The sequence below is a fragment of the Dolichospermum sp. UHCC 0315A genome, assembly GCF_008121535.1.
Classification (GTDB): Bacteria; Cyanobacteriota; Cyanobacteriia; order Cyanobacteriales; family Nostocaceae; genus Dolichospermum; species Dolichospermum lemmermannii.
The window spans coordinates 2,604,088-2,623,643 of record NZ_CP043056.1 but is presented as its reverse complement, the minus strand read 5'-3'; the positions used below and the strand labels follow the sequence as shown (position 1 = coordinate 2,623,643).

At 36.9% G+C, this 19,556-nt stretch carries 17 protein-coding genes; 15 read left to right on the top strand and 2 right to left on the bottom strand.

The window, feature by feature from the left end; translation table 11 throughout:
- Nucleotides 1-166: 166 nt before the first annotated feature.
- The 5 genes from BMF77_RS12675 to BMF77_RS12655 all read left to right on the top strand — a co-directional run bounded on the left by BMF77_RS12675 (nucleotide 167) and on the right by BMF77_RS12655 (nucleotide 5,137).
- Nucleotides 167-772 (top strand): hypothetical protein, encoded by a 606-nt coding sequence (locus BMF77_RS12675; RefSeq protein WP_148763232.1) that lies wholly within the window; start codon nucleotides 167-169, stop codon nucleotides 770-772.
- A 166-nt stretch (nucleotides 773-938) separates the two neighbouring features.
- Nucleotides 939-1,703, top strand: a complete 765-nt coding sequence (locus tag BMF77_RS12670) for a cobalt-precorrin-6A reductase (RefSeq protein ID WP_210422347.1) — start codon at nucleotides 939-941, stop codon at nucleotides 1,701-1,703.
- Between the two features lie 51 nt (nucleotides 1,704-1,754).
- Nucleotides 1,755-2,840 (top strand): alfin, encoded by a 1,086-nt coding sequence (locus tag BMF77_RS12665; RefSeq protein ID WP_148763230.1) that lies wholly within the window; start codon nucleotides 1,755-1,757, stop codon nucleotides 2,838-2,840.
- A gap of 130 nt (nucleotides 2,841-2,970) precedes the next feature.
- Entirely contained in the window at nucleotides 2,971-3,816 is an 846-nt protein-coding gene (locus tag BMF77_RS12660) for a DNA adenine methylase (RefSeq protein ID WP_027402257.1), read from the top strand.
- Nucleotides 3,809-5,137: a translation elongation factor gene (locus tag BMF77_RS12655; protein ID WP_148763228.1), complete on the top strand. Its 1,329-nt coding sequence runs from the start codon at nucleotides 3,809-3,811 to the stop codon at nucleotides 5,135-5,137. Before BMF77_RS12660 ends, BMF77_RS12655 begins: the two co-directional genes overlap by 8 nt.
- 320 nt (nucleotides 5,138-5,457) lie before the next feature.
- Here the strand turns inward: BMF77_RS12655 and BMF77_RS12650 are convergent, their stop codons facing one another.
- Nucleotides 5,458-8,364, bottom strand: coding sequence for a tetratricopeptide repeat protein (locus BMF77_RS12650; protein ID WP_148763226.1), 2,907 nt, complete (start codon nucleotides 8,362-8,364; stop codon nucleotides 5,458-5,460).
- 696 nt (nucleotides 8,365-9,060) lie between these two features.
- Nucleotides 9,061-9,717 (bottom strand): hypothetical protein, encoded by a 657-nt coding sequence (locus BMF77_RS12645; RefSeq protein WP_148763224.1) that lies wholly within the window; start codon nucleotides 9,715-9,717, stop codon nucleotides 9,061-9,063.
- Nucleotides 9,718-9,931: 214 nt separating this feature from the next.
- Between BMF77_RS12645 and BMF77_RS12640 the strand changes: the two genes are divergently transcribed.
- From BMF77_RS12640 to BMF77_RS12590, 10 genes are all read left to right on the top strand, one after another.
- A complete protein-coding gene (locus BMF77_RS12640; protein WP_148763222.1) occupies nucleotides 9,932-11,911 on the top strand; it encodes a DNA polymerase III subunit gamma/tau in 1,980 nt (659 codons plus the stop codon).
- Between the two features lie 160 nt (nucleotides 11,912-12,071).
- Nucleotides 12,072-12,302 (top strand): DUF6737 family protein, encoded by a 231-nt coding sequence (locus BMF77_RS12635; RefSeq protein ID WP_015078909.1) that lies wholly within the window; start codon nucleotides 12,072-12,074, stop codon nucleotides 12,300-12,302.
- Nucleotides 12,303-12,325: 23 nt separating this feature from the next.
- Entirely contained in the window at nucleotides 12,326-13,012 is a 687-nt protein-coding gene (locus BMF77_RS12630) for a TIGR04283 family arsenosugar biosynthesis glycosyltransferase (protein WP_148763220.1), read from the top strand.
- 9 nt (nucleotides 13,013-13,021) lie between these two features.
- Nucleotides 13,022-13,705, top strand: a complete 684-nt coding sequence (locus BMF77_RS12625; RefSeq protein WP_148763218.1) for a TVP38/TMEM64 family protein — start codon at nucleotides 13,022-13,024, stop codon at nucleotides 13,703-13,705.
- 144 nt (nucleotides 13,706-13,849) lie between these two features.
- The gene (locus tag BMF77_RS12620) at nucleotides 13,850-15,397 is read left to right on the top strand and encodes a mercuric reductase (RefSeq protein WP_148763216.1); all 1,548 of its coding nucleotides are present in this window, start codon (nucleotides 13,850-13,852) and stop codon (nucleotides 15,395-15,397) included.
- 136 nt (nucleotides 15,398-15,533) lie between these two features.
- On the top strand, nucleotides 15,534-16,301 hold the full coding sequence (locus tag BMF77_RS12615; protein WP_148763214.1) for a sterol desaturase family protein: 768 nt from the start codon (nucleotides 15,534-15,536) through the stop codon (nucleotides 16,299-16,301).
- Nucleotides 16,302-16,748: 447 nt separating this feature from the next.
- Nucleotides 16,749-17,348: a tRNA-(ms[2]io[6]A)-hydroxylase gene (locus BMF77_RS12605; RefSeq protein ID WP_148763212.1), complete on the top strand. Its 600-nt coding sequence runs from the start codon at nucleotides 16,749-16,751 to the stop codon at nucleotides 17,346-17,348.
- A 170-nt stretch (nucleotides 17,349-17,518) separates the two neighbouring features.
- Nucleotides 17,519-18,076 carry a recombination mediator RecR gene (gene recR / locus BMF77_RS12600; RefSeq protein ID WP_246863141.1) on the top strand — a complete coding sequence of 186 codons (558 nt, stop codon included), beginning with the start codon at nucleotides 17,519-17,521 and terminating at the stop codon, nucleotides 18,074-18,076.
- Nucleotides 18,077-18,099: 23 nt separating this feature from the next.
- The gene (locus BMF77_RS12595) at nucleotides 18,100-18,720 is read left to right on the top strand and encodes a tetratricopeptide repeat protein (RefSeq protein WP_148763208.1); all 621 of its coding nucleotides are present in this window, start codon (nucleotides 18,100-18,102) and stop codon (nucleotides 18,718-18,720) included.
- Between the two features lie 68 nt (nucleotides 18,721-18,788).
- Entirely contained in the window at nucleotides 18,789-19,490 is a 702-nt protein-coding gene (locus BMF77_RS12590) for a hypothetical protein (RefSeq protein WP_246863140.1), read from the top strand.
- Nucleotides 19,491-19,556: the final 66 nt, after the last annotated feature.

Here is a 19,556-nt window from a genome sequence, read left to right as displayed (position 1 = left end):
TTGACTTTTGACTTTCGCCTTGCGGTACTAGCTTTTAAGGGAGGGAATGAGGAACAGGAAATCAGGGTAGATAAGTAGGTCGTTTTGTCAGTCCTATCTCATTTCCTGGATTAACGTGACTTGGTATGAGGAAAACGTGGAAAACTTCAAAATTTATTATTGAAATATGTCTAAATCAATAAAAATATCAAATCATTTAACACAAGAGTCTCAAGAGAAAGAGAAAGAGGAACAACTAATTAATGAACTTAGGTTATTAGTAAGAACTTTGATTTATCAGGAAGAAATTACAATTAAATCCATCATGGATTGTCTCTATGATGTTGGTTCAACTAATTTAGTAAATCAAAAATTTAAGTTTGGAACTCTCAATAAAACTCTAAAATTTATGACTAAAATATCTAAACCTGCATTTAAAATACTGGCTTGGCAATGGTTTAAGAAAAATTGCCCTGATTTGATTACTGGATGGCTGCAAGGTAAAGTTACATTTATAAGAGTAGAAGAAAAGAGATTAGAGGTGATGACAGAAAATGAAAATCTCAATTTAGTTTCTATTTCTCAGCTTCCAGAGGAAAATCAAATTAATCAGATAAAACTTCTGCATTTACAAGTGAAATTGTTAACAGGTATTTTAGTTATTACAGTAACTTTATTTAGTGGAAGTTTAATTTGGCTAGGTAATTCATTGCACCAATCCCATTTACAGACTTTAGAAAAACTCCAAAATCAAGTTAAAACTTTAGAATCTAGTACAGTACAGCGTAAGTAAGATAACCATTAAAAGTCCCTAAAAAGCTTATACAATCTGCTTTTTAATTTTTAATTGTTAATTTTTAATTCCGCCCTGCGGTACTAGTCAATGAACACAGAGAAACTGTTTACCTACTTAGTTAAACTTAAACTGCTGGCTTCAATCCCATTTGTCTTAAATTGATATGTTGCGGGTTTTAATTATCGGTGGAATTGGTGATGCGGTAGAATTAGCTGCTAAGGTAGCAAATATTCCTGGTATTGAGGCTATCTCCTCTCTAGCCGGTCGTACCCGTGAACCTGCTGCTCCTGTTGGTAATGTGCGAATAGGCGGTTTTGGTGGTGTAGCCGGATTGGTGACTTATCTGCGAGAAATGCAAATTGATATATTAATTGATGCTACTCATCCTTTTGCTAATCAGATTTCGGAAAATGCAGCCGCAGCGACTCAGGAAGTCGGTATTCCCCGATTAATGGTAATTCGTCCAGCTTGGGAAAAACTCAAGGATGATTATTGGTTAGAAGTAGAAAATAATTTGGCTGCTGCTGCTGTTTTAGCAAATCAAGCTAAACGAGTATTTTTAACAATTGGTAGACAAGAAATTGCGACTTTTGCACATTTACAGGAAATTTGGTTTTTAATGCGGATGATTGATCCACCAAATGCTGATGTTGTCGTTCCACCTGGATTAATTTTATGCGATCGCGGTCCCTTTAGTTTAGAAAACGAACAAGAAATTCTCCTCAAATACAATATAGATACCATTGTCAGCAAAAATAGCGGTGGTAGTGCCACATATCCCAAAATTATCGCCGCTAGGAAACTAGGGATAAAGGTGGTGATGGTAAATCGTCCACCTGTACCCCCAGGAGAACAAGTTGCAGATGTGGAAAGTGCTGTGCAATGGTTATTGAACAAGTTGGATATTTTGTTACAGGATGGTCAATAATCCTATAATATTATTATTGATGTTCTAAAATTTCATAATACATAACAGATCATGGTTTCAAAACAGTTACAAAATATCATTTTTAACAAATATGTGGATTCTCATAGATGTATTCTAGAGCAGATTCGTTCACAAAAATTCTGGAATACTTGCAATACTGATGAAATGGGAGAAATTTTATTTTTTAGTAATCCGACAGAGTTCATTTCTGGGTTTAACTGGGGAAATATTGAACTTAATAAGTTTAGAGAAAGTTGGTCATTATTATCTCATGAAATACTTTACTTAATTCCTCTTCCACCAGCTTTCAGAGTAAATCAATTGCAGGAACATGGATATCCAGAACCTTTATATGGATATCAGCCTATTCCCATAGAAAGATCCGAGTGGACTTTAAACTTTTCTAGAATAATTGATTCTTGGTTAATGGCTGCTATTATTTATGATGCTAATCTCCTTTCAAAACAAGATAGGCTAAATCTCATTGCAAATATAAATGCTCATCCTACATTATTTGACGTTTGCCAATCATTACAATTTTCTGAAGATGACTCTAAAATTCAATGGAATAAATTACCAGAAGCTATTTCTAATGAGGAATCAGAATTTTATAATCATAGAGAAAGTTTACTAAGTTTAAATTTATCAATTGATATATTGCAAATACCTGATGTTTATATCCGATGGCAGAAAATGCTAGTAAAAGCTTTACGATCTTGGGATATATGGAATATATGTAACACTTACGAACGAGGAAATTATTTATTTTTTAATATGCCTTTATACTCAAATAATACTAAGTGGCAATTAATTGATGTGAGTGATAATGAAACTGAATTTCATATTTTAGGTGTTTTACCTGGATTGATTCAACTCCCTTACCCTCCATCACATAAATCAACAGATTCTTCTGTGATTAATTATCAACCTACTGTTGAAGAAAGATATGATTGGACACTTGAATTTGCTAGACGACTTGATGCTTGGTTAGCTGCTATTATTTTATATGCTGTTAGCTTATATCAACAAGAAGATAAACTTCAAGTTTTTAATATGATAAATTCGATAGACTCCATATCTGATGTATGTATTGATTGGGAATTTGATCAAGATGAATGTCAATTAAACTGGGAATAATCCAATAATTCTCAAAAATCCAGATTTTCCCAAAAAATATAGTATAATCTGGATTCTAGACGAAAATATCAATTATATAGTACAATAGTATCAATAAACTATTGTCACTTAATAATTTACAGGTCATAAAATGGTATCAGTTAATCCGTTAGTCAAACCCTTTGTAAAGTGGGCAGGAGGAAAAAGACAGCTTGTGCCGACAATTCTAGCCAATCACCTGCCTAAAAATTATAATCTTCAAACCTACTACGAGCCTTTTATTGGTGGTGGTGCGCTTTTGTTTAGTTTGCAACCTAAAAAAGCTGTTATTAATGACAGTAATGCTGAATTGATAAATTGTTACAAAATAATTAAAAATTCTTTAGATGAACTAATTGAGGATTTAAAAAATCACAAAAATAATGAATATTATTATTATGATATTAGAGACTGGGATCGAGAAAAGAATTTTAAGTCTAAAACAGAAGTTCAACGAGCATCCAGAATTATCTTCTTAAATAAAACTTGTTATAATGGGTTATTTAGAGTTAATTCTCAAGGTCAATTTAATGTACCTTTTGGCAAATATAAAAATCCAAATATTTTAGATATAGCTGTTTTAAAAGCAGTTAATAAATATTTAAATGAAAATCAAGTTAGAATATTAAACTCTGATTTTCAAGAAGCTGTTAAAGATGCAAAACGAGGAGATTTTATATATCTCGATCCTCCTTATGATCCAGTTTCCGAAACTGCTTCTTTTACTGGCTACGATGTTAACGGTTTCAATAAACAGGAACAGAGAAGATTAAAAGAGGTATTTGATGATCTAAATAGTAGGGGTTGTCATATTTTATTAAGCAATGCTTGTACAGAATTTATCGAAGACCTATATAAAGATTATCTGCACACAAAAATCTCAGCTATAAGAGCGATAAATTGTAATGGTAAGAAAAGAGGTAAAGTGGATGAAATTTTAGTAAAAAACTATGAGTAATAAAAATATTAAAAAACCAAAAACCAAAAATGATATTGCTTGGGAAGTGCTATTTGAAAAATACTCTATTCTAGAAAAAATACATGAAATAGGCTATTTTGAGATAGAGTCAAATAGCATTAATGAATTCCGAGAAAGTAGGTTAATGGCTAAGTTTGACCATTATGATACTTTGCCTACAATTTTTGAGCAAAATAAGCTATCTATATTACCTATTTCCAGAAAAAAATATATAATAGGCAGATTTGATACTTATTTAAATGTTGATTATGACGCTTGTTTAGAACCTACTCCTGTTGAGTTTCCTTCCAGTATAGAAAGTATAGATTATTGTAATCTCTTTTCAGAAAGTGCAGCTTTAAGTTGTGCTTTCAATATAGATATTATAGATAATTTAATCAATAGTGATGGAGAAGTTTTTAAACAAACTGTTTATGGTCGCATGTCTACAGGTAAGTTTAAATTCTTTATAAAAGATACAGTAGATAATAAACAGTATCAAATTGAAGTTGATAATTCTCAGTGTGAAATAGATGCAGGGTTTGAGAGTGAAAATTATTTTGTATTAGTGGAAGCTAAATTATATGATGTGGATAATTTTTTAATTAGGCAGCTTTATTATCCATATCAACTATGGTCTAATAAAATTAGAACAAAAGAGGTAATTCCAGTTTTAATGACTTACTCTAATTCTAGTAATATATTTAGCTTCTTTATATATAAATTTGAGAATTTATTAGATTACAATTCTATAAAGTTGGTAGAACAAAAAAATTATGTTATAGCACCCGAAATAATAACTCATGATGATGTATCTGAAATATTTAAATCTATTACGATAGCTCCTGAACCAACAAATATTACACTTCCACAAGCAAATACATTTGCAAGAATTATAGATTTACTCACAATTTTATTAAATAAAGAGCTTACAAAGGAAGAGATTACAGCAAATTATCAATTTGATCAACGACAGACTACTTATTATACTGATGCTGCTAGATATCTTGGATTTGTTGATAAATATCAAGACATAAATACCAAAGAAATCAACTTTAAATTAACTGATGAAACTACAGAATACTTAAAAAAAAGGCATAAAATAAAAATACTATATTTTATAAGAAAAATTTTACAATATGAGGTTTTTTATAAAACTTTTCAATCTACCCTTTCAAATGGTGAAATACCGGATAAAAATGAAATTATTAAAATAATTTTATCCTGTAATTCAAATTTAAGTAATACAACTGCTGATAGACGTTCTAGCACAGTTAGACGATGGATAGAATGGATATTAAGTATGATTTCCGATGAGTAAAGATATAGAGGTGTATGGGAATAGTCTAGCCCTCTTAAAGTTTAAACATATAAGAGGGTGTTTGAAAAGTTTTGAATGTATAGACTGACCCCTCTCCAAACCTCTCCCCTGCAAGGGGAGAGGCTTTAAAACCCCCATTCCCTTGCAGGGAAGGGGGGGTAGGGGGGTTAGGTTTTTGGAGATTACTGGTTTGATATAATACTTTTCAAACAACCTCTAAGAGGGAGAATTAAAAGACATTACCAATGATGATCATTATCATTAATTGGGGATTTTATTTTTTGAAAGTCCCTTGACAGTCAACTGTTAACAATCATCTTTTAATAACTGAGAAAATCCTGAGAAATAGCCAAGGTTTCGCTGATAATTTCTGATGCTAATTTATCAGATTTGAGTAAGGGATAAGCCGGAAGACCATGATGTTGATGCCCATTGGAGAATGATTGAGATTGTAAATAAATTCCCATAGCTAAACTAGGCAAATAGGTAATATTGTAATTTGCCACATTTACAGAAGATACTGAAGCAAAAGACAGATTAAATAAACTGTGCAAAGGTAATTTATACAAGTCCCGATGGGGAACTAAAATTATTGTATCTATCCCTGCCAATTCTTGAGTAATTGTGGAAATATTCAAGATATTTTGCAACTGCAATAGTTTTGATAGTGTTGATGATTCTTGCCAATCTGCTAACCAATGTTCAAATTCAATTAAGCGTTTTATTGCTTCGGGAATTCCTTCTGTCTCTTGGATGGGTGTAAACAGTAAAATCGGAGCTGGGGCTTGATCTTTGATAATAAATGTCTGTAAAGCGGCTGGGCTAAGATGCCAATAAATTATGGCTGTGGTAGGATTCAGTAATTGTTGAATAGAGCGATAATCTCCTGACTCAAGTTGATAATTCAAATCAGGCATTAACAACTGTAAACAGTTATTTCTCCCCTGTTCAGCCATTTCCCAAGCTTCTACTAAATCTCCTGTATTTACAGCTAAATCAACTGCTAGTTGTCCTAAACCTGCAAATTTTAGTACCAGTTGTTTTTTATTTTCATCAGTCCGATTCGGCTGAGTGAGTAATTGTTGTAATAATTCAATTCCCCATTTTTGTAATTCCTGTGCCGCTACTGTTTCCCCCAAACAGACAAGCACTTTCATCAGAGATTGCAAAATATCCAAATGCAATTCTGGAAAATCTTCTGGTGTCAGCGTAGATAGTGCCAGTTGATATTCGGACATGGCATGATGCCAATAATCACGAGGTGTGGTGGCTTTTTTCGCTTGCTCGTAGTAAGTATTACCAATAGCTATACGTAATCTTCCCCAACCTTCTGGGTGAGTATCCGGGCGAAGATGTTTCAAACCTGTCTGATAACTTGCTAATTTACCTTCATAGCCGCCTAAGTTAAGGGCAGGATTGGATGCAGAAATGCTACTAACTACAATTAGTGATGATTGGTGGGGGGTGAGATGACCAGCCGCCGCACCCCTTCCTAGCCAAGCTTCCCAGTAGTCTAGTTTAATTTCTAAAGCCCTGTCATAGCCGGATATAGCTTGGGCAGAACGGTCTAGGTAAAATAGGGCTACGGCTTGGTTATACCAGGCTGGGTGGAAATCGGGTTTGATGGCGATCGCTTGTTGATAGGATGAGATTGCATCTTCCCGACGACCTAAGTGTTCAAAGGACACACCCCGGTTATACCAAGCTAGATAAAATTCTGGCTGAATGGCCAGGGCTTGATCCCATGATTCAATTGCTTCTAACCATTGTTTTAAATTAAATAGCACCACACCCCGATCAATCCACACTTCATGATAGTTGGGTTGGAGATTGAGGGCTTGATCATAACTAGCAATCGCTTCTGCATATTGCTCAACCACAGCCAAAGCTATCCCCCGGTAGTACCAAGTTTCAGAATCTTGGGGTTCTAAATTCAGGGCTTGATCATAACTATCAATAGCTTCCCCAATTAAACCTAACTTGAGTAATGCTAAACCTCTGCTAGACCAAGCTGCTTGGTAATCTGGTTTAATAGCGATCGCTTGATCAAAGGAAGCAATAGCCGCATCAAAGTCTCCCAACTCGCCCAGAATACCGCCTCGGCTATACCAAACCTGATAAAAATCCGGTTTGAGAGCCAGTGTTTGGTCATAAGCAGCGATCGCTTCGGAAAACCGTTGCAAGTAAAATAATGCTAAACCCTGATTAAACCAATACTCATAAACATGAGGTTGGATTTGACTTGCCCGTTCATATAAAGCCAAAGCCTTTAACAAATCTCCAGCTTTAGCCTGCCGTAAACCCTGATAAAATAAACTTTCCGCCGGATTAGTAACAACTATTTGTGATGTTGATTGCTGGACAATTTGCCGATCACGAATTGCCAATTCCGACGCTAAATGCTGGACAAGATTGCTACTTTGCTCCAACCGCACCACCAACTCATCTAAAGTGGATGCTAACTGCGGTTCTATATTCATCAAAGACTCGTTCCAGCTTTTCTCCCTGGGAGATTCTGGATCGGCAATTATTTCCGCAGCATTCTGGGAAAATTCCTGAATTCTATACTCATAACTGTGATAGTCATTTTCTGTCTTAGCTGCATTCTCAGCTAAAGACCCATTACTTAACCCTACAGACTGACCAGTGAAGAGATCCTCAACCATTTGGGATACTGATGGATTAGTCACACTTTCCACATTCTGATCTTGCCAGATTTGTTCCCCAAATTGGCGGAGCAATTCCTGACCAGGAGTATCTAACTCCTCTGCTGTGGGGATGGAACTTTCCAACTCCTGTGACTCTTGCTTGCGCTCATACTCCTGATTGAGGTTGCGCCGCAATAGCTGCACCCCAATATCATAGGCCAGGTTGCTAACCTCACCAATACCTAACTCACCCAGTTTCACCATGCGCTTGGCTAAAGGAAGATTCGGTGCAGGAGAAGCTAATAATTTGTCCCCAAATATCAACAGCCAATTTATCCACCGATCAACTGTAATTCTCGGTTCCATCCGCTGCAAATACTTCAACGCCCACTGTTGTCCGCGCGCTTGATGCACACCTTCTAGTAGTTCATTAAATAACAACTCTAGATCCGCATTCGCGAGTTCTGGTGGTTGATCTGCCACCAGATTGCCTTGACTATCCTGGGAATCGGTGATTCCCAGACTGTCAAAGGGGGACTGTAAAAATTTGTTAAGCCACTGCAAGAGCCACCTGAACATCTGCCAATTTATGGGATTTTCTTTCTTCTAGATTGTAGCTATCCTTGTGTCAAAAAAAATTATTAATTACGGAATGGACTAGAAAACCAAATAGACCCACTTGACACTCTCAGCGTCTTTAGACGCGCTCGATTCTTTAATCAATGAGCCAACTTACAATTGCTGGATTACTCCAACAAAAACAGAGGTCGATTCTCCTAAAGCGTTAATGACCGTATCCCTACCGTACTCGTTTTTTGCATTTCATTTTTCACCAAATTTAGCTTTCCTAAACAGCAATACCGTTAGGTATGACTACGCACTCAACCAAATAAGTTAAGTTTTTACGTCGTTTAGTTATACTTAAATTCTAGAATTGTTTACATTGTATCACATCTACTGTTATTGAGTTAGGCTAAATATTTTCGCCCGTGTCGCTTATATCTCAGCACGCTTTGTGACTGAGCTTTACGCTTACCGGGTAATACTGTAAAAATATTGATAGCTACACCGCACAAATCAAACTTATTGACATACTCACCGACCGGAAGGTGCGGTAATTCTTGACACTTCGCCAGAACAGGCCACAAGTGGTCTTATCGTCCCTCCATGTCCGTTTAAAGTCTCCCAATGCCCTATGGCGACTATGACCAAATTTTAACATAAAGCCGTCCTGGAAGGACCGGGCTTGTGTCCCGTCTTTTCGGTCACTGGGATTTATCCTTGTGATTCAGAAGACTCGTTCGCTTCATTATACTGACTAACTAATACCTGAATAATTTCTTCTGGATTATTTGTTTCCACTCCTAGTTGTTGGGAGATTTGCTCGCATAGGGCTTCATCCTGCTGCAACATCATCAACAATTCATCTAGGCTGACAGTTTTATATTCCCCTTCTGGTAAATTTTCTTCCGTGTTGGCAGGTATTAAAAGATTATTTTCTACTGCATCGGGACCTTCGTATTCCCAAACTGGTTCTCCTGGATTGCCTGTTAAGACTTTCATGCCTATATCGTAGGACAGATTGCTGATTTCCCCAACCCCTAACTCACCAAGTTGAACTAATCTGGCTGCTAATTCATTATGGGGTTTAGAAGATGCTAATAATCTGTCACCAAAACGATTTAACCATTCTAGCCACTGTTGGGTGCTAACACGATGTTCAAGATTATGTAACCATTTTTGCGCCCAAGTTTGTCCCTTGATCTGATGAACTCCTTCTAGTAGTTCTGTAAAGAGAAATTCTAAATCTGTGTCAGTGAGGGGTGGAACTACTGCTTTGGGGACTTGTTCCCGACTGGGGGTAAGATTTTGTTTACCACCAAACAAGTGCCGAAAAAATTTTTTGAGCCATTGAATTAGCCGCTTAAACATTTGATGCACCATTGATGTTGCTTATTAAAATTTTAACGGTGTGAGTGACTAGTAGTTCGTCAAATTTATTTTGACTGTATACTAGTTTTGACTTTTGATTTTTGACTTCCGCCCTGCGGTACTAGCGGCTATGTCTGAGGCAAAATTGCCATGAGTTGTTAGAATGGTAAAACCCTAAAATTTACCTGGGATATACGGATTTAAACCTGTCTCCATGTCTTACGAACCACTGCACCATAAGTATCGGCCAAAGAGTTTCGCTGAACTGGTGGGTCAAGAGGCGATCGCTACTACCCTAACTAATGCCATTCTCTCAGCGAAAATCGCCCCTGCCTATTTGTTCACTGGCCCTAGAGGTACAGGAAAAACTTCCAGTGCGAGAATTCTCGCTAAATCTCTCAATTGTCTCCAAGGCAACCAGCCAACCCCCCAACCCTGCGGTGTTTGTGAAATCTGTCAGGGTATTACTAAAGGCTATTCTACTGATGTGATTGAAATTGACGCTGCCAGTAATACGGGTGTTGATAATATCCGTGAACTGATTGAAAGGGCGCAGTTTGCCCCGATGCAGTGTCGTTATAAAGTTTATGTGATTGATGAATGTCATATGCTAAGTACCGCAGCGTTCAACGCGTTACTTAAAACCTTAGAAGAACCACCTAAGCATGTTGTTTTTGTCCTCGCTACAACAGACGCACAAAGGGTATTACCAACAATTATTTCTCGTTGTCAAAGGTTTGATTTTCGACGGATTCAGTTAGAGGCAATGGTAAAACATTTAACGTATATTGCCGCTAAGGAAAGTATTCATATTTCTCATGATTCTCTGACTCTGGTGGGACAAATTGCCCAAGGAGGATTAAGAGATGCAGAAAGTTTACTTGATCAATTAGCTTTAATTACTGGGGAAGTGACACCGGATAAGGTTTGGGATTTGGTAGGTTCAGTCAGCGAAAAAGACCTATTTGGACTATTAGAAGCGATCGCTCAAGATCAAGCCGAAATAGTCCTAGACTCTACCCGGAAAATCCTAGATCGAGGTCGAGAACCCCTGATCATTCTCCAAAATCTCGCCGCTTTTTATCGAGATTTCCTCATAGCTAAAACCGCTCCCAATCGTCAAGATTTAGTTGCTTGTACTGAATCAACCTGGACATCATTAGTTGACTTTGCCCAAAAATTTGATATTAGTACCATCTTACGAGGACAACAACACCTGAGAACAGCAGAATTACAACTAAAAAACACCACTCAACCCCGTTTATGGTTAGAAGTAACATTACTGGGATTATTACCCAGCGCCAATATTCAAATTCAAACTGCAAATATTTCTCAGCAAGTTAATACAACTGCTGTCACTCCAGCTTATCCTCCCGCTGCTGCACCACCAGGATATCCGCCCACAAATCACCACTCATCTGTTAATTTTGCACCAGTACCCACGTCAGAACCTGTATATGCACCACCACCTACTAACCATCAACCAGAACCAATACAGCCAGTAGGAGAAGGTTCACAATACAATTTAACTCAACTTTGGCAACAAGTCCGTGGACATATTCAGCAGCTACCCACACAAGCATTATTGGGTCAAATGTGCCATTTAATGGAATTTAATGGTGTAGTTGCTCGTGTAGGTGTAAAAGCGGTTTGGTATGACAAAGTGAAATCTTATCTACCGATCATCACTACGGCCTTTAGACAAACCTTCCAGCAGGAAATTCAAGTTACCTTAGAAAAAGCTACCACTGCCAACGCCACATCAACTAAGCGAAATCCACCCCCACAAAATTCCACTCCCGTTCAACAACCACCCCAACCTACATCTTATCAACAACCACCCCAACCTACATCTAATTACCAACCACCCCAACCTACATCTAATTACCAACCTCCAGCCCCGCAACCCACACCACAGCCACCCTCAGCCGTACCACAGCCAGTAGCTACAGTATCCGCACCACCACCCGTACCAGTCCGAGTTGACCCTGTTGTTACCAATGCAGCACCAGTGCAACCATCGCCATCAAGTTGGGATCATGATGGTGTGGTTAAAGCTGCGGAAAGTCTAGCAAAGTTCTTTTCTGGGGAAATCATCCGCATGACAGATGATAGTTTTCAATTATCTGATTCTGTTACTTCCACTGAAACGCCTGAAATATATGAATCTTATGTTGATGATGAATATAGTTGAGAAATTCAGAACTGTCGAGATTCTCCCCTTGTTTAAATATTTGACAGTTGCTAATAACGTCTGTAAGGATCAGAAGCAATTTTCATATTTGCATTTTCCCTGTTTCTTGATTAAGTGCAAGATATGAGGTAAGGTATAGGTTTACTGATTAAATCAAAAAATGTCTGAACAACAAACCATTAGTCCTTGGCAATCTAAACCTTGGTGGTGTCAACCTTGGTCAATTATCCTAACCAGTTTAACATTAATCAGCGGTAGTTGGTTAATCTTCAAAATTATTTGGTTAACAATTTTAGTTGCTATTCCATTATTGATTTGGATGGGATTTTTTCTGTTAATTTGGCCGCAGATGATGATTCGCAGTGGAGTTTTGCACAAAATCACAGAATAGTTAATTTAAATCTTTTTGTCAACATGAATGCTCAAATTTCTATTATTATTCCCACTCTCAATGAAGTGGATAATATTAAAGAAGCAATTATTAGCAGTCAATCTAGTAGTAATGTAGAAATAATTGTAGTTGATGGTGGTTCAAAAGATGAAACATTATTAATCGCTAAATCCTTGAATGTTAAGGTAATTATTTCTCCTCCCGGACGTGCTAATCAAATGAATACAGGTGCTATGGCTGCTAGTGGGGAAATTCTCCTATTTCTCCATGCTGATACCCGTTTACCGACTAATTTTGAGCAGATGATTCGCACAACCTTAGCAAAACCGGGAATTGTGGCTGGTGCGTTTGCTTTACGGATAAATGCCCCTAATTGGGGGTTGCGTTTGGTAGAATTTGGGGTAAAATGGCGATCGCATCTTTGGCAAATGCCCTATGGTGATCAAGCTATTTTTCTCACCAAAGATGTATTTCAGCAAGTTGGTAATTTCCCGCAAATATCAATTATGGAAGACTTTGCAATAATGAGAAAATTAAAAACTCTGGGCAAAATTCACCTATTACCAACATCCGTAATTACCTCACCTCGCAGATGGTTAAAAAAAGGAATTATCCAAACTACTATTTTGAATCAAATTATTGTCATTGCTTATTTACTCGGTATTTCCCCAACCCAAATTCGTAATTGGTACTCTTCCCCAAAATTATAGAGAATTTTTATGCTTATTACCTTGTTATCAGAAATAGATTTTGCTGTAATTCAAGAATCTGTTAAAGTATCTTCTCCCAATCTTCAAGAATTTTTACAGAATGCTTTACAGTGGATTAATAGCCTTGGTGCTATAGGAGGAATAGTATTTATTGGTATCTATATTATTGCTACTTTAGCTTTTTTACCGGCTGCACTGCTGACATTGGGTGCTGGGGTAATTTTTGGTGTAATTTGGGGTTCTATATATGTCTTTATTGGGGCTACATTAGGTGCTATAGCAGCATTTTTAGGAGGACGTTATTTAGCGCAAGGTTGGGTAAAAGAAAAAATATCTAGTTACAAAAAATTTGCCATCATTGATAAAGCAGTTAGTAAAGAAGGATTAAAAATTGTCCTATTAGTTCGACTTTCTCCCCTCTTTCCCTTCAATTTATTAAACTATGCTTTAGGAATTACTAGTGTTTCTTTTCAAGACTATTTAATTGGTTCAGTGGGGATGATTCCTGGAACAATTATGTATGTTTATTTTGGATCTTTAGTAGGAGATATAGCCTTAATTGGCAGTAAAAATCAACCTGGAAACATCATTCTCCACTGGGTAATTCAAATCATGGGGTTGATAGCAACAATTGCTGTCACAGTTTATGTCACGAAGATAGCTAAGAAAGCTTTAAAAGATGAGAACTTATAAAAATTCTTTGTTTTTTATTTCTCAATAATTTTAGTAATTTTGTTAAATATAAAACCGATAAATTTCTGATGATAATGTATTTATAAATAACAGATCATATAATCAAAAACATAGTTTATACTTAACCATTCAGAGGTAATACTAATGTCAACTTCAGAATCTCCAAGAGTCACAATTCGTCCTATGGATGAGTATAATCAAAAACTCCTCAAAAATGTTCATCCAGATAATTGGGTAAATCCCCAAACGGCTGATTGTTATGATTTAGTAGTAATTGGTGGGGGAACTGCGGGTTTAGTTGTCGCTGCGGGGGCTGCGGGATTAGATTTGGGTTTAAAAGTGGCATTAATTGAAAAAAATCTCATGGGAGGAGATTGTTTAAATTTTGGTTGTATTCCTTCTAAATGTTTAATTCGTTCTTCTCGTGTAGTTGAAGAAATCAGAAAAGCCAAAGATTTAGGGATTAATATTTCTCAGAAATTTGATGTGGATTTTGCCACAGTTATGGAGAGAATGAGACGCATTCGGGCGAGTATTAGTCATCATGATTCTGTGGAAAGATTTAAAAGTTTAGGAATTGATGTTTTTTTAGGTGATGGTAAATTTATAAACAAGAATACTATAGAAGTTGATCAGCAAACATTAAAATTTAAAAAAGCTGTCATTGCTACTGGTGCTAGGGCTGTTAAACCGAAAATTCGGGGAATTGAAGCAGCAGGTTATTTAACTAATGAAACTGTTTTTTCCCTAACTCAGAAACCCGAAAAATTAGCAATAATTGGTGGTGGACCTGTTGGCTGTGAATTAGCACAAACATTTCAGCGTTTGGGTTGTGAAGTGACATTATTTCATCGAGGTTCACATATTTTAAATCAGGAAGATTCAGAAGCAGCGGAGATTTTGCAAAAAGTTTTAATTGATGAAGGTATTCGTTTAGTATTAAATTGTCAATTAGAAGAAGTTGTTACAGTTACGGAAGGAAAACGCCTATATTTTTCTGTGAATAGTGAACGAGATTCGGTGACAGTTGATGAAATATTAGTTGGTGCGGGACGGGCGCCAAATGTGGAAAATTTGAATTTAGAGGCAGTGGGTGTAGAATATGATCAAACCTGGGGTGTAAAAGTGAATGATTATTTACAAACCACAAATCCCAAAATTTATGCCGCTGGTGATATCTGCATGAATTGGAAATTCACTCACGCGGCAGATGCGGCAGCGCGAATTGTGATTAAGAATACTCTATTTTCGCCTTTTGGTTGGGGACGATCTAAACTCAGTAGTTTGGTTATGCCTTGGGTGACATATACCAGCCCGGAAATTGCTCATGTGGGGATGTATGCAAATGAGGCAGAAAAATTAGGTATAAAGATAGAAACTATTAAGATTCCTTTTAAAAGTATAGACCGAGCGATCGCAGATCATGAAGAATCTGGTTTTCTAAAGATTCATCACAAAAAAGGATCAGATCAAATCCTCGGTGCAACCATAGTTGCTAATCATGCAGGAGAGATGATTTCGGAAATTACTACAGCTATTGTTAATAATATTGGTTTAAGTAAACTGAGTAGTGTAATTCATCCTTATCCCACTCAAGCGGAAGCCATTAAAAAAGCCGCCGACGCTTATCGCAAGACTTTACTCACACCAAAAACTAAGCAATTATTGGGATTTTTAACCAAGTTTTCCTAAATTTGAGAGTTTCAGATCTCCGACTTCTTAGAGAAGTCGGGTATCTTGTTCCTGAAGAAAATATTCATGGTAAAATTCATGAAGAAAGAAAAAAAAATGAACCATCTACGCCAGAATTATCAGGACATCAAACAAAATGGAATATAAATCTCTGGCTATTGTCAGTAGTATCGTTATATTTGGAATTCTGGAAACCTTAGTTCCTTTCTTTCAATATCGTCAAAATCCCATTAAAAGAGTTATTCACAATTTAATTTTGGGGTTAATAAATTTTTTGGTGGTTAATTTAACTGTTATTTTAATCTTAAATTCTCTCTGGAAACCAACTTTATGGCGGGGATTATTTTATGATATTAATTTACCCTGGTTACATTTTATTCTCTCTTTTTTATTGCTGGATTTGTATATGTATACGTGGCATAGATTAATCCACACTTGGGGTTTTGCTTGGCGTTTTCACAAAGTCCATCATACAGATAGATGGATGAATATATCCACAGCTTACCGCTTTCATACAGGAGAAGTTATTGTTGCCAATATTCCCAAAATTGGGTTAATTTATCTGTTGGGAATTACACCAAATGCTTGGATATTATATGAATCTTTATTTGCGGTATCATTAGTTTTTCATCACAGTAATTTTGCCTTACCTTTTAAAATAGATAAATTCCTGAGTTATTTTATTGTTACACCTAATTATCATCGCGCTCATCATTGTCAATTAACAAAATATTTAAATAGTAATTATACAAGTTTATTAACTATATGGGATCTAATTTTTCAATCTCGTTATTATCCGCCCCAACCAGAAAGCATCCAGTTAGGTATATCGGAAGAAACCAGAGATCTTAATTTTATCAGTTTATTAAAATTACCGTTTGTGTCTGTTAATAAACACAATTGATAGGATCAGAGAACGGAATTCAAAAGTAAAACATTAAGAAACGCTAAGAGGGTGTTTGAAAAGTTTTGAATGTATAGACTGACCCCTCTCCAAACCTCTCCCCTTGCAGGGGAGAGGCTTTAAAACCCCCATTCCCTTGCAGGGAAGGGGGGTAGGGGGGTTAGGTTTTTGGAGATTACTGGTTTGATATAATACTTTTCAAACAACCTCTAAAGTCAGCGATTATGAATTGAGTAGTGCTTTCCTCAAAGGTGCGATTATGCCTGATGGTTCAAAGTATAACTAGACATCTGGTGAAAATTAAATATGCGTGACTTACAACCCTTGTAGAGACGTTCCATGGAACGTCTCTACATTCTTTTCTGGAGATGTCTAATCACCAGTTAGCGATCGCTGATTTAAGATTAAAATTAATGAGCTAAATTGTTCAATTTGGAGTTTTTCGCTGTGTTAAGTTCACCTTTACCCACAATCAACGCCCTCAAACAACCTACCAGTGATGCTTGGGTAGAGCAAGCGATCGCTAATCTTGATATTATCTTACTAGATCACTCCCACTGTGAACGCAAAGCCGCAGGAGTAGCATTAAATATGATGTTTCGCTATCCCTCTAATGCTAAAATGGTGAGAGAGTTAACAGCGATCGCTCGTGAAGAACTAGAACACTTTGAACTCGTCAATCAATGGCTAGAACGCCGTAACATCAAACTAGCAGCCCTATCCGCACCCCCCTACGGTGCAGGGTTAAAATCCCAAGTTCGGGGACAAGAACCCCAGAGATTTTTAGACTCCTTACTCGTCACCGGCTTAATAGAAGCCCGTAGTCATGAACGCTTAGGACTCCTAGCTGCTAACTGTCCAGAACCAGAATTAGCCGCATTTTACCGCAGTTTAATGGCATCAGAAGCCCGACATTTTGGGATGTATTGGGTATTAGCTGACACCTATTTTGACCGAAAAATCGTCATGGACAGATTAGACGAATTAGCAGAGGTAGAAAGTCAATTATTATCAACCTTACACCCAGAACCAAGAATACATAGTTAGTCAGTTTTTGCCGGAGTATTTAATCATATTTACTGGTTAAAATTCCTCAAACTTTGCGTCTTTGCTCCTTTGCGCCTTTGCGCGAAACATAATTTAACTGTAAAATAGAAAAAAACCCCGGAGGTAGAATTACGGTTTACGCACGTCCCCTAGCCAAATTAATCGAACAATTGCAACGGCTCCCTGGAGTTGGTCCCAAAAGTGCCCAACGTTTAGCTTTGCACATCTTAAAAAGACCAGAAGCAGAGGTAGAAGCCTTAGCCCAAGCACTGGTTGACGCAAAAAAACAAGTAGGTTTATGTCAAGTTTGCTTTCATTTATCATCAGACCCAGTATGCGAAATTTGTCGTCACCCTCAGCGAGATAATACAACTATTTGCGTAGTTGCAGATTCCCGTGATGTGATTGCCTTAGAAAAAACCCGTGAATTTAAAGGTAAATATCATGTTTTATGTGGTGTAATTTCCCCTATGGATGGTATTGGACCAGAACAGTTAACCATTCAAGCTTTAGTCAGACGAGTAAGCGAACAAAAACCCCAAGAGGTGATTTTAGCCATTAGTCCCAGTATCGAAGGGGAAACCACAACATTGTATATCGGTCAATTACTAAAACCATTTACAAAAGTAACTCGTATTGCCTTTGGTTTACCTGTCGGTGGTGATTTAGAATATGCTGATGAATTAACTTTAGCCAGAGCATTAGAAGGACGCAGAGAACTAGATTAAAAGTAGCAAATTTCATTACCAAAATGTTTTTTACCAATTCCTTAGAAAATCAACTTCAAGCGTGTAACAATACCATTAACGTTCAACCAAGTAATGTTAATGCCTATGTTCGTCGAGGCATGGTTTATTTTAAATTAGGAAAAATTACCGAATCAATTCAAGATTTTGATCAGGCAGAAAAGTTAGATATTCAAATTACTCCTTATCTTTGGCAACGCGGGTTAAGTTATTATTATGCAGAACGATTTGCTGAAGGTGCAAAACAGTTTGAAACTGATTTAACTGTTAATGCTCAAGATGTAGAAGAAACTGTCTGGAGATATCTTTGCATAGCTAGATTATCCGGTGTGACAGAAGCTCGTAATTCTTTATTACCTGTGAAAAATGATCCGCGAAAAATCATGAAGTCTGTCTATGATTTATTTGCAGGTAATTGTACAACAGATGATGTTTTGAATGTGGGAAAATTGGCAGGATTAAAAGGTAAGTTTTACAGTCATCTGTATTTGGGTTTATATTATGAAGCTGAGAATAATTTAGAGTTAGCGCAGGAATATATAGTTAAAGCGGCTGATGAGTATAAAATTGATGATTATATGTGGTATTTAGCCGTAGTACATAAGCAGTTACGGGAATGGGAGTAATATATGAAATACAGTAGGGCTGATTCCTAATAAAGAAAGCTGCTAAACAAGCTGAGGCTGCTCTCAAAGTGTTAATCAACTCGTTGTTTGGCTTTTATGGGACTTCTGGTGTTGGTTTTAACGATATAGAAGCTGCTGCACTGGTTACAGCTTATGGTAGACGGATTCTGCGATTCATGATTGATGTGATTGAAAAAGCGGGAGGTATCCAGGTTGAAAGTGATACTGATGGTGTGTTCTTCTCCCACTCTGAACCTCTGCTGATATTTGAAAAGCTGCAAAATGCTTTACCTACTGGTATCAATATCGAGTTGGAAATTCTTGCTAAAGCGATGTTTGTTCCCTCTAGAGGAGCTAAGAATTATATTATCTGGCATGAAGATGGTAAAATTACTACTAAGGGTTCATGGCGGAAAAGAGACCGCTCTCGTCTGGAAAAGGAGTTTCCTTTGAACTACTTAACACAATATCTTCTGTCAAAGGCTAAGGCAGAACAATATTACCAGGAATTAACTAAGGTTATTCGTTGTGGTGATTTTCCTGTGGAACAGTTACAGGTTACTCGGAAAATTAAGAAAGGTGAAAAGGCTGTTTTGGTTCTGGGTAATACTGGGGATGTTGTGACGTTTTATCAAGGAATTAGGGGATTGACTAATTCTGAAGGCTATTCTAGTGGGTATTATTTGGAGTTGATGACTAAAAAACGAGATGAGTTACTTTCGGTTGTTGAACCTCAAGGTAGTGTGGGGAAGCAGTTGAGTCTGTTTTGAGTGGGGAGTTATGCTAATTATGAGCGATCGTCTATGGGATTTGAGGGGGCGATCGCCTTCCCTATA

Coding starts and splice junctions, on each gene's coding strand:
- BMF77_RS12620 (WP_148763216.1), top strand. CDS start 13,850: ATGTCAACTTCAGAATCTCCAAGAGTCACAATTCGTCCTATGGATGAG.
- BMF77_RS12625 (WP_148763218.1), top strand. CDS start 13,022: ATGCTTATTACCTTGTTATCAGAAATAGATTTTGCTGTAATTCAAGAA.
- BMF77_RS12595 (WP_148763208.1), top strand. CDS start 18,100: ATGTTTTTTACCAATTCCTTAGAAAATCAACTTCAAGCGTGTAACAAT.
- BMF77_RS12650 (WP_148763226.1), bottom strand. CDS start 8,364: ATGTTCAGGTGGCTCTTGCAGTGGCTTAACAAATTTTTACAGTCCCCC.
- BMF77_RS12660 (WP_027402257.1), top strand. CDS start 2,971: ATGGTATCAGTTAATCCGTTAGTCAAACCCTTTGTAAAGTGGGCAGGA.
- BMF77_RS12640 (WP_148763222.1), top strand. CDS start 9,932: ATGTCTTACGAACCACTGCACCATAAGTATCGGCCAAAGAGTTTCGCT.
- BMF77_RS12630 (WP_148763220.1), top strand. CDS start 12,326: ATGAATGCTCAAATTTCTATTATTATTCCCACTCTCAATGAAGTGGAT.
- BMF77_RS12675 (WP_148763232.1), top strand. CDS start 167: ATGTCTAAATCAATAAAAATATCAAATCATTTAACACAAGAGTCTCAA.
- BMF77_RS12655 (WP_148763228.1), top strand. CDS start 3,809: ATGAGTAATAAAAATATTAAAAAACCAAAAACCAAAAATGATATTGCT.
- BMF77_RS12645 (WP_148763224.1), bottom strand. CDS start 9,717: ATGTTTAAGCGGCTAATTCAATGGCTCAAAAAATTTTTTCGGCACTTG.
- BMF77_RS12615 (WP_148763214.1), top strand. CDS start 15,534: ATGGAATATAAATCTCTGGCTATTGTCAGTAGTATCGTTATATTTGGA.
- BMF77_RS12665 (WP_148763230.1), top strand. CDS start 1,755: ATGGTTTCAAAACAGTTACAAAATATCATTTTTAACAAATATGTGGAT.
- BMF77_RS12670 (WP_210422347.1), top strand. CDS start 939: ATGTTGCGGGTTTTAATTATCGGTGGAATTGGTGATGCGGTAGAATTA.
- BMF77_RS12635 (WP_015078909.1), top strand. CDS start 12,072: ATGTCTGAACAACAAACCATTAGTCCTTGGCAATCTAAACCTTGGTGG.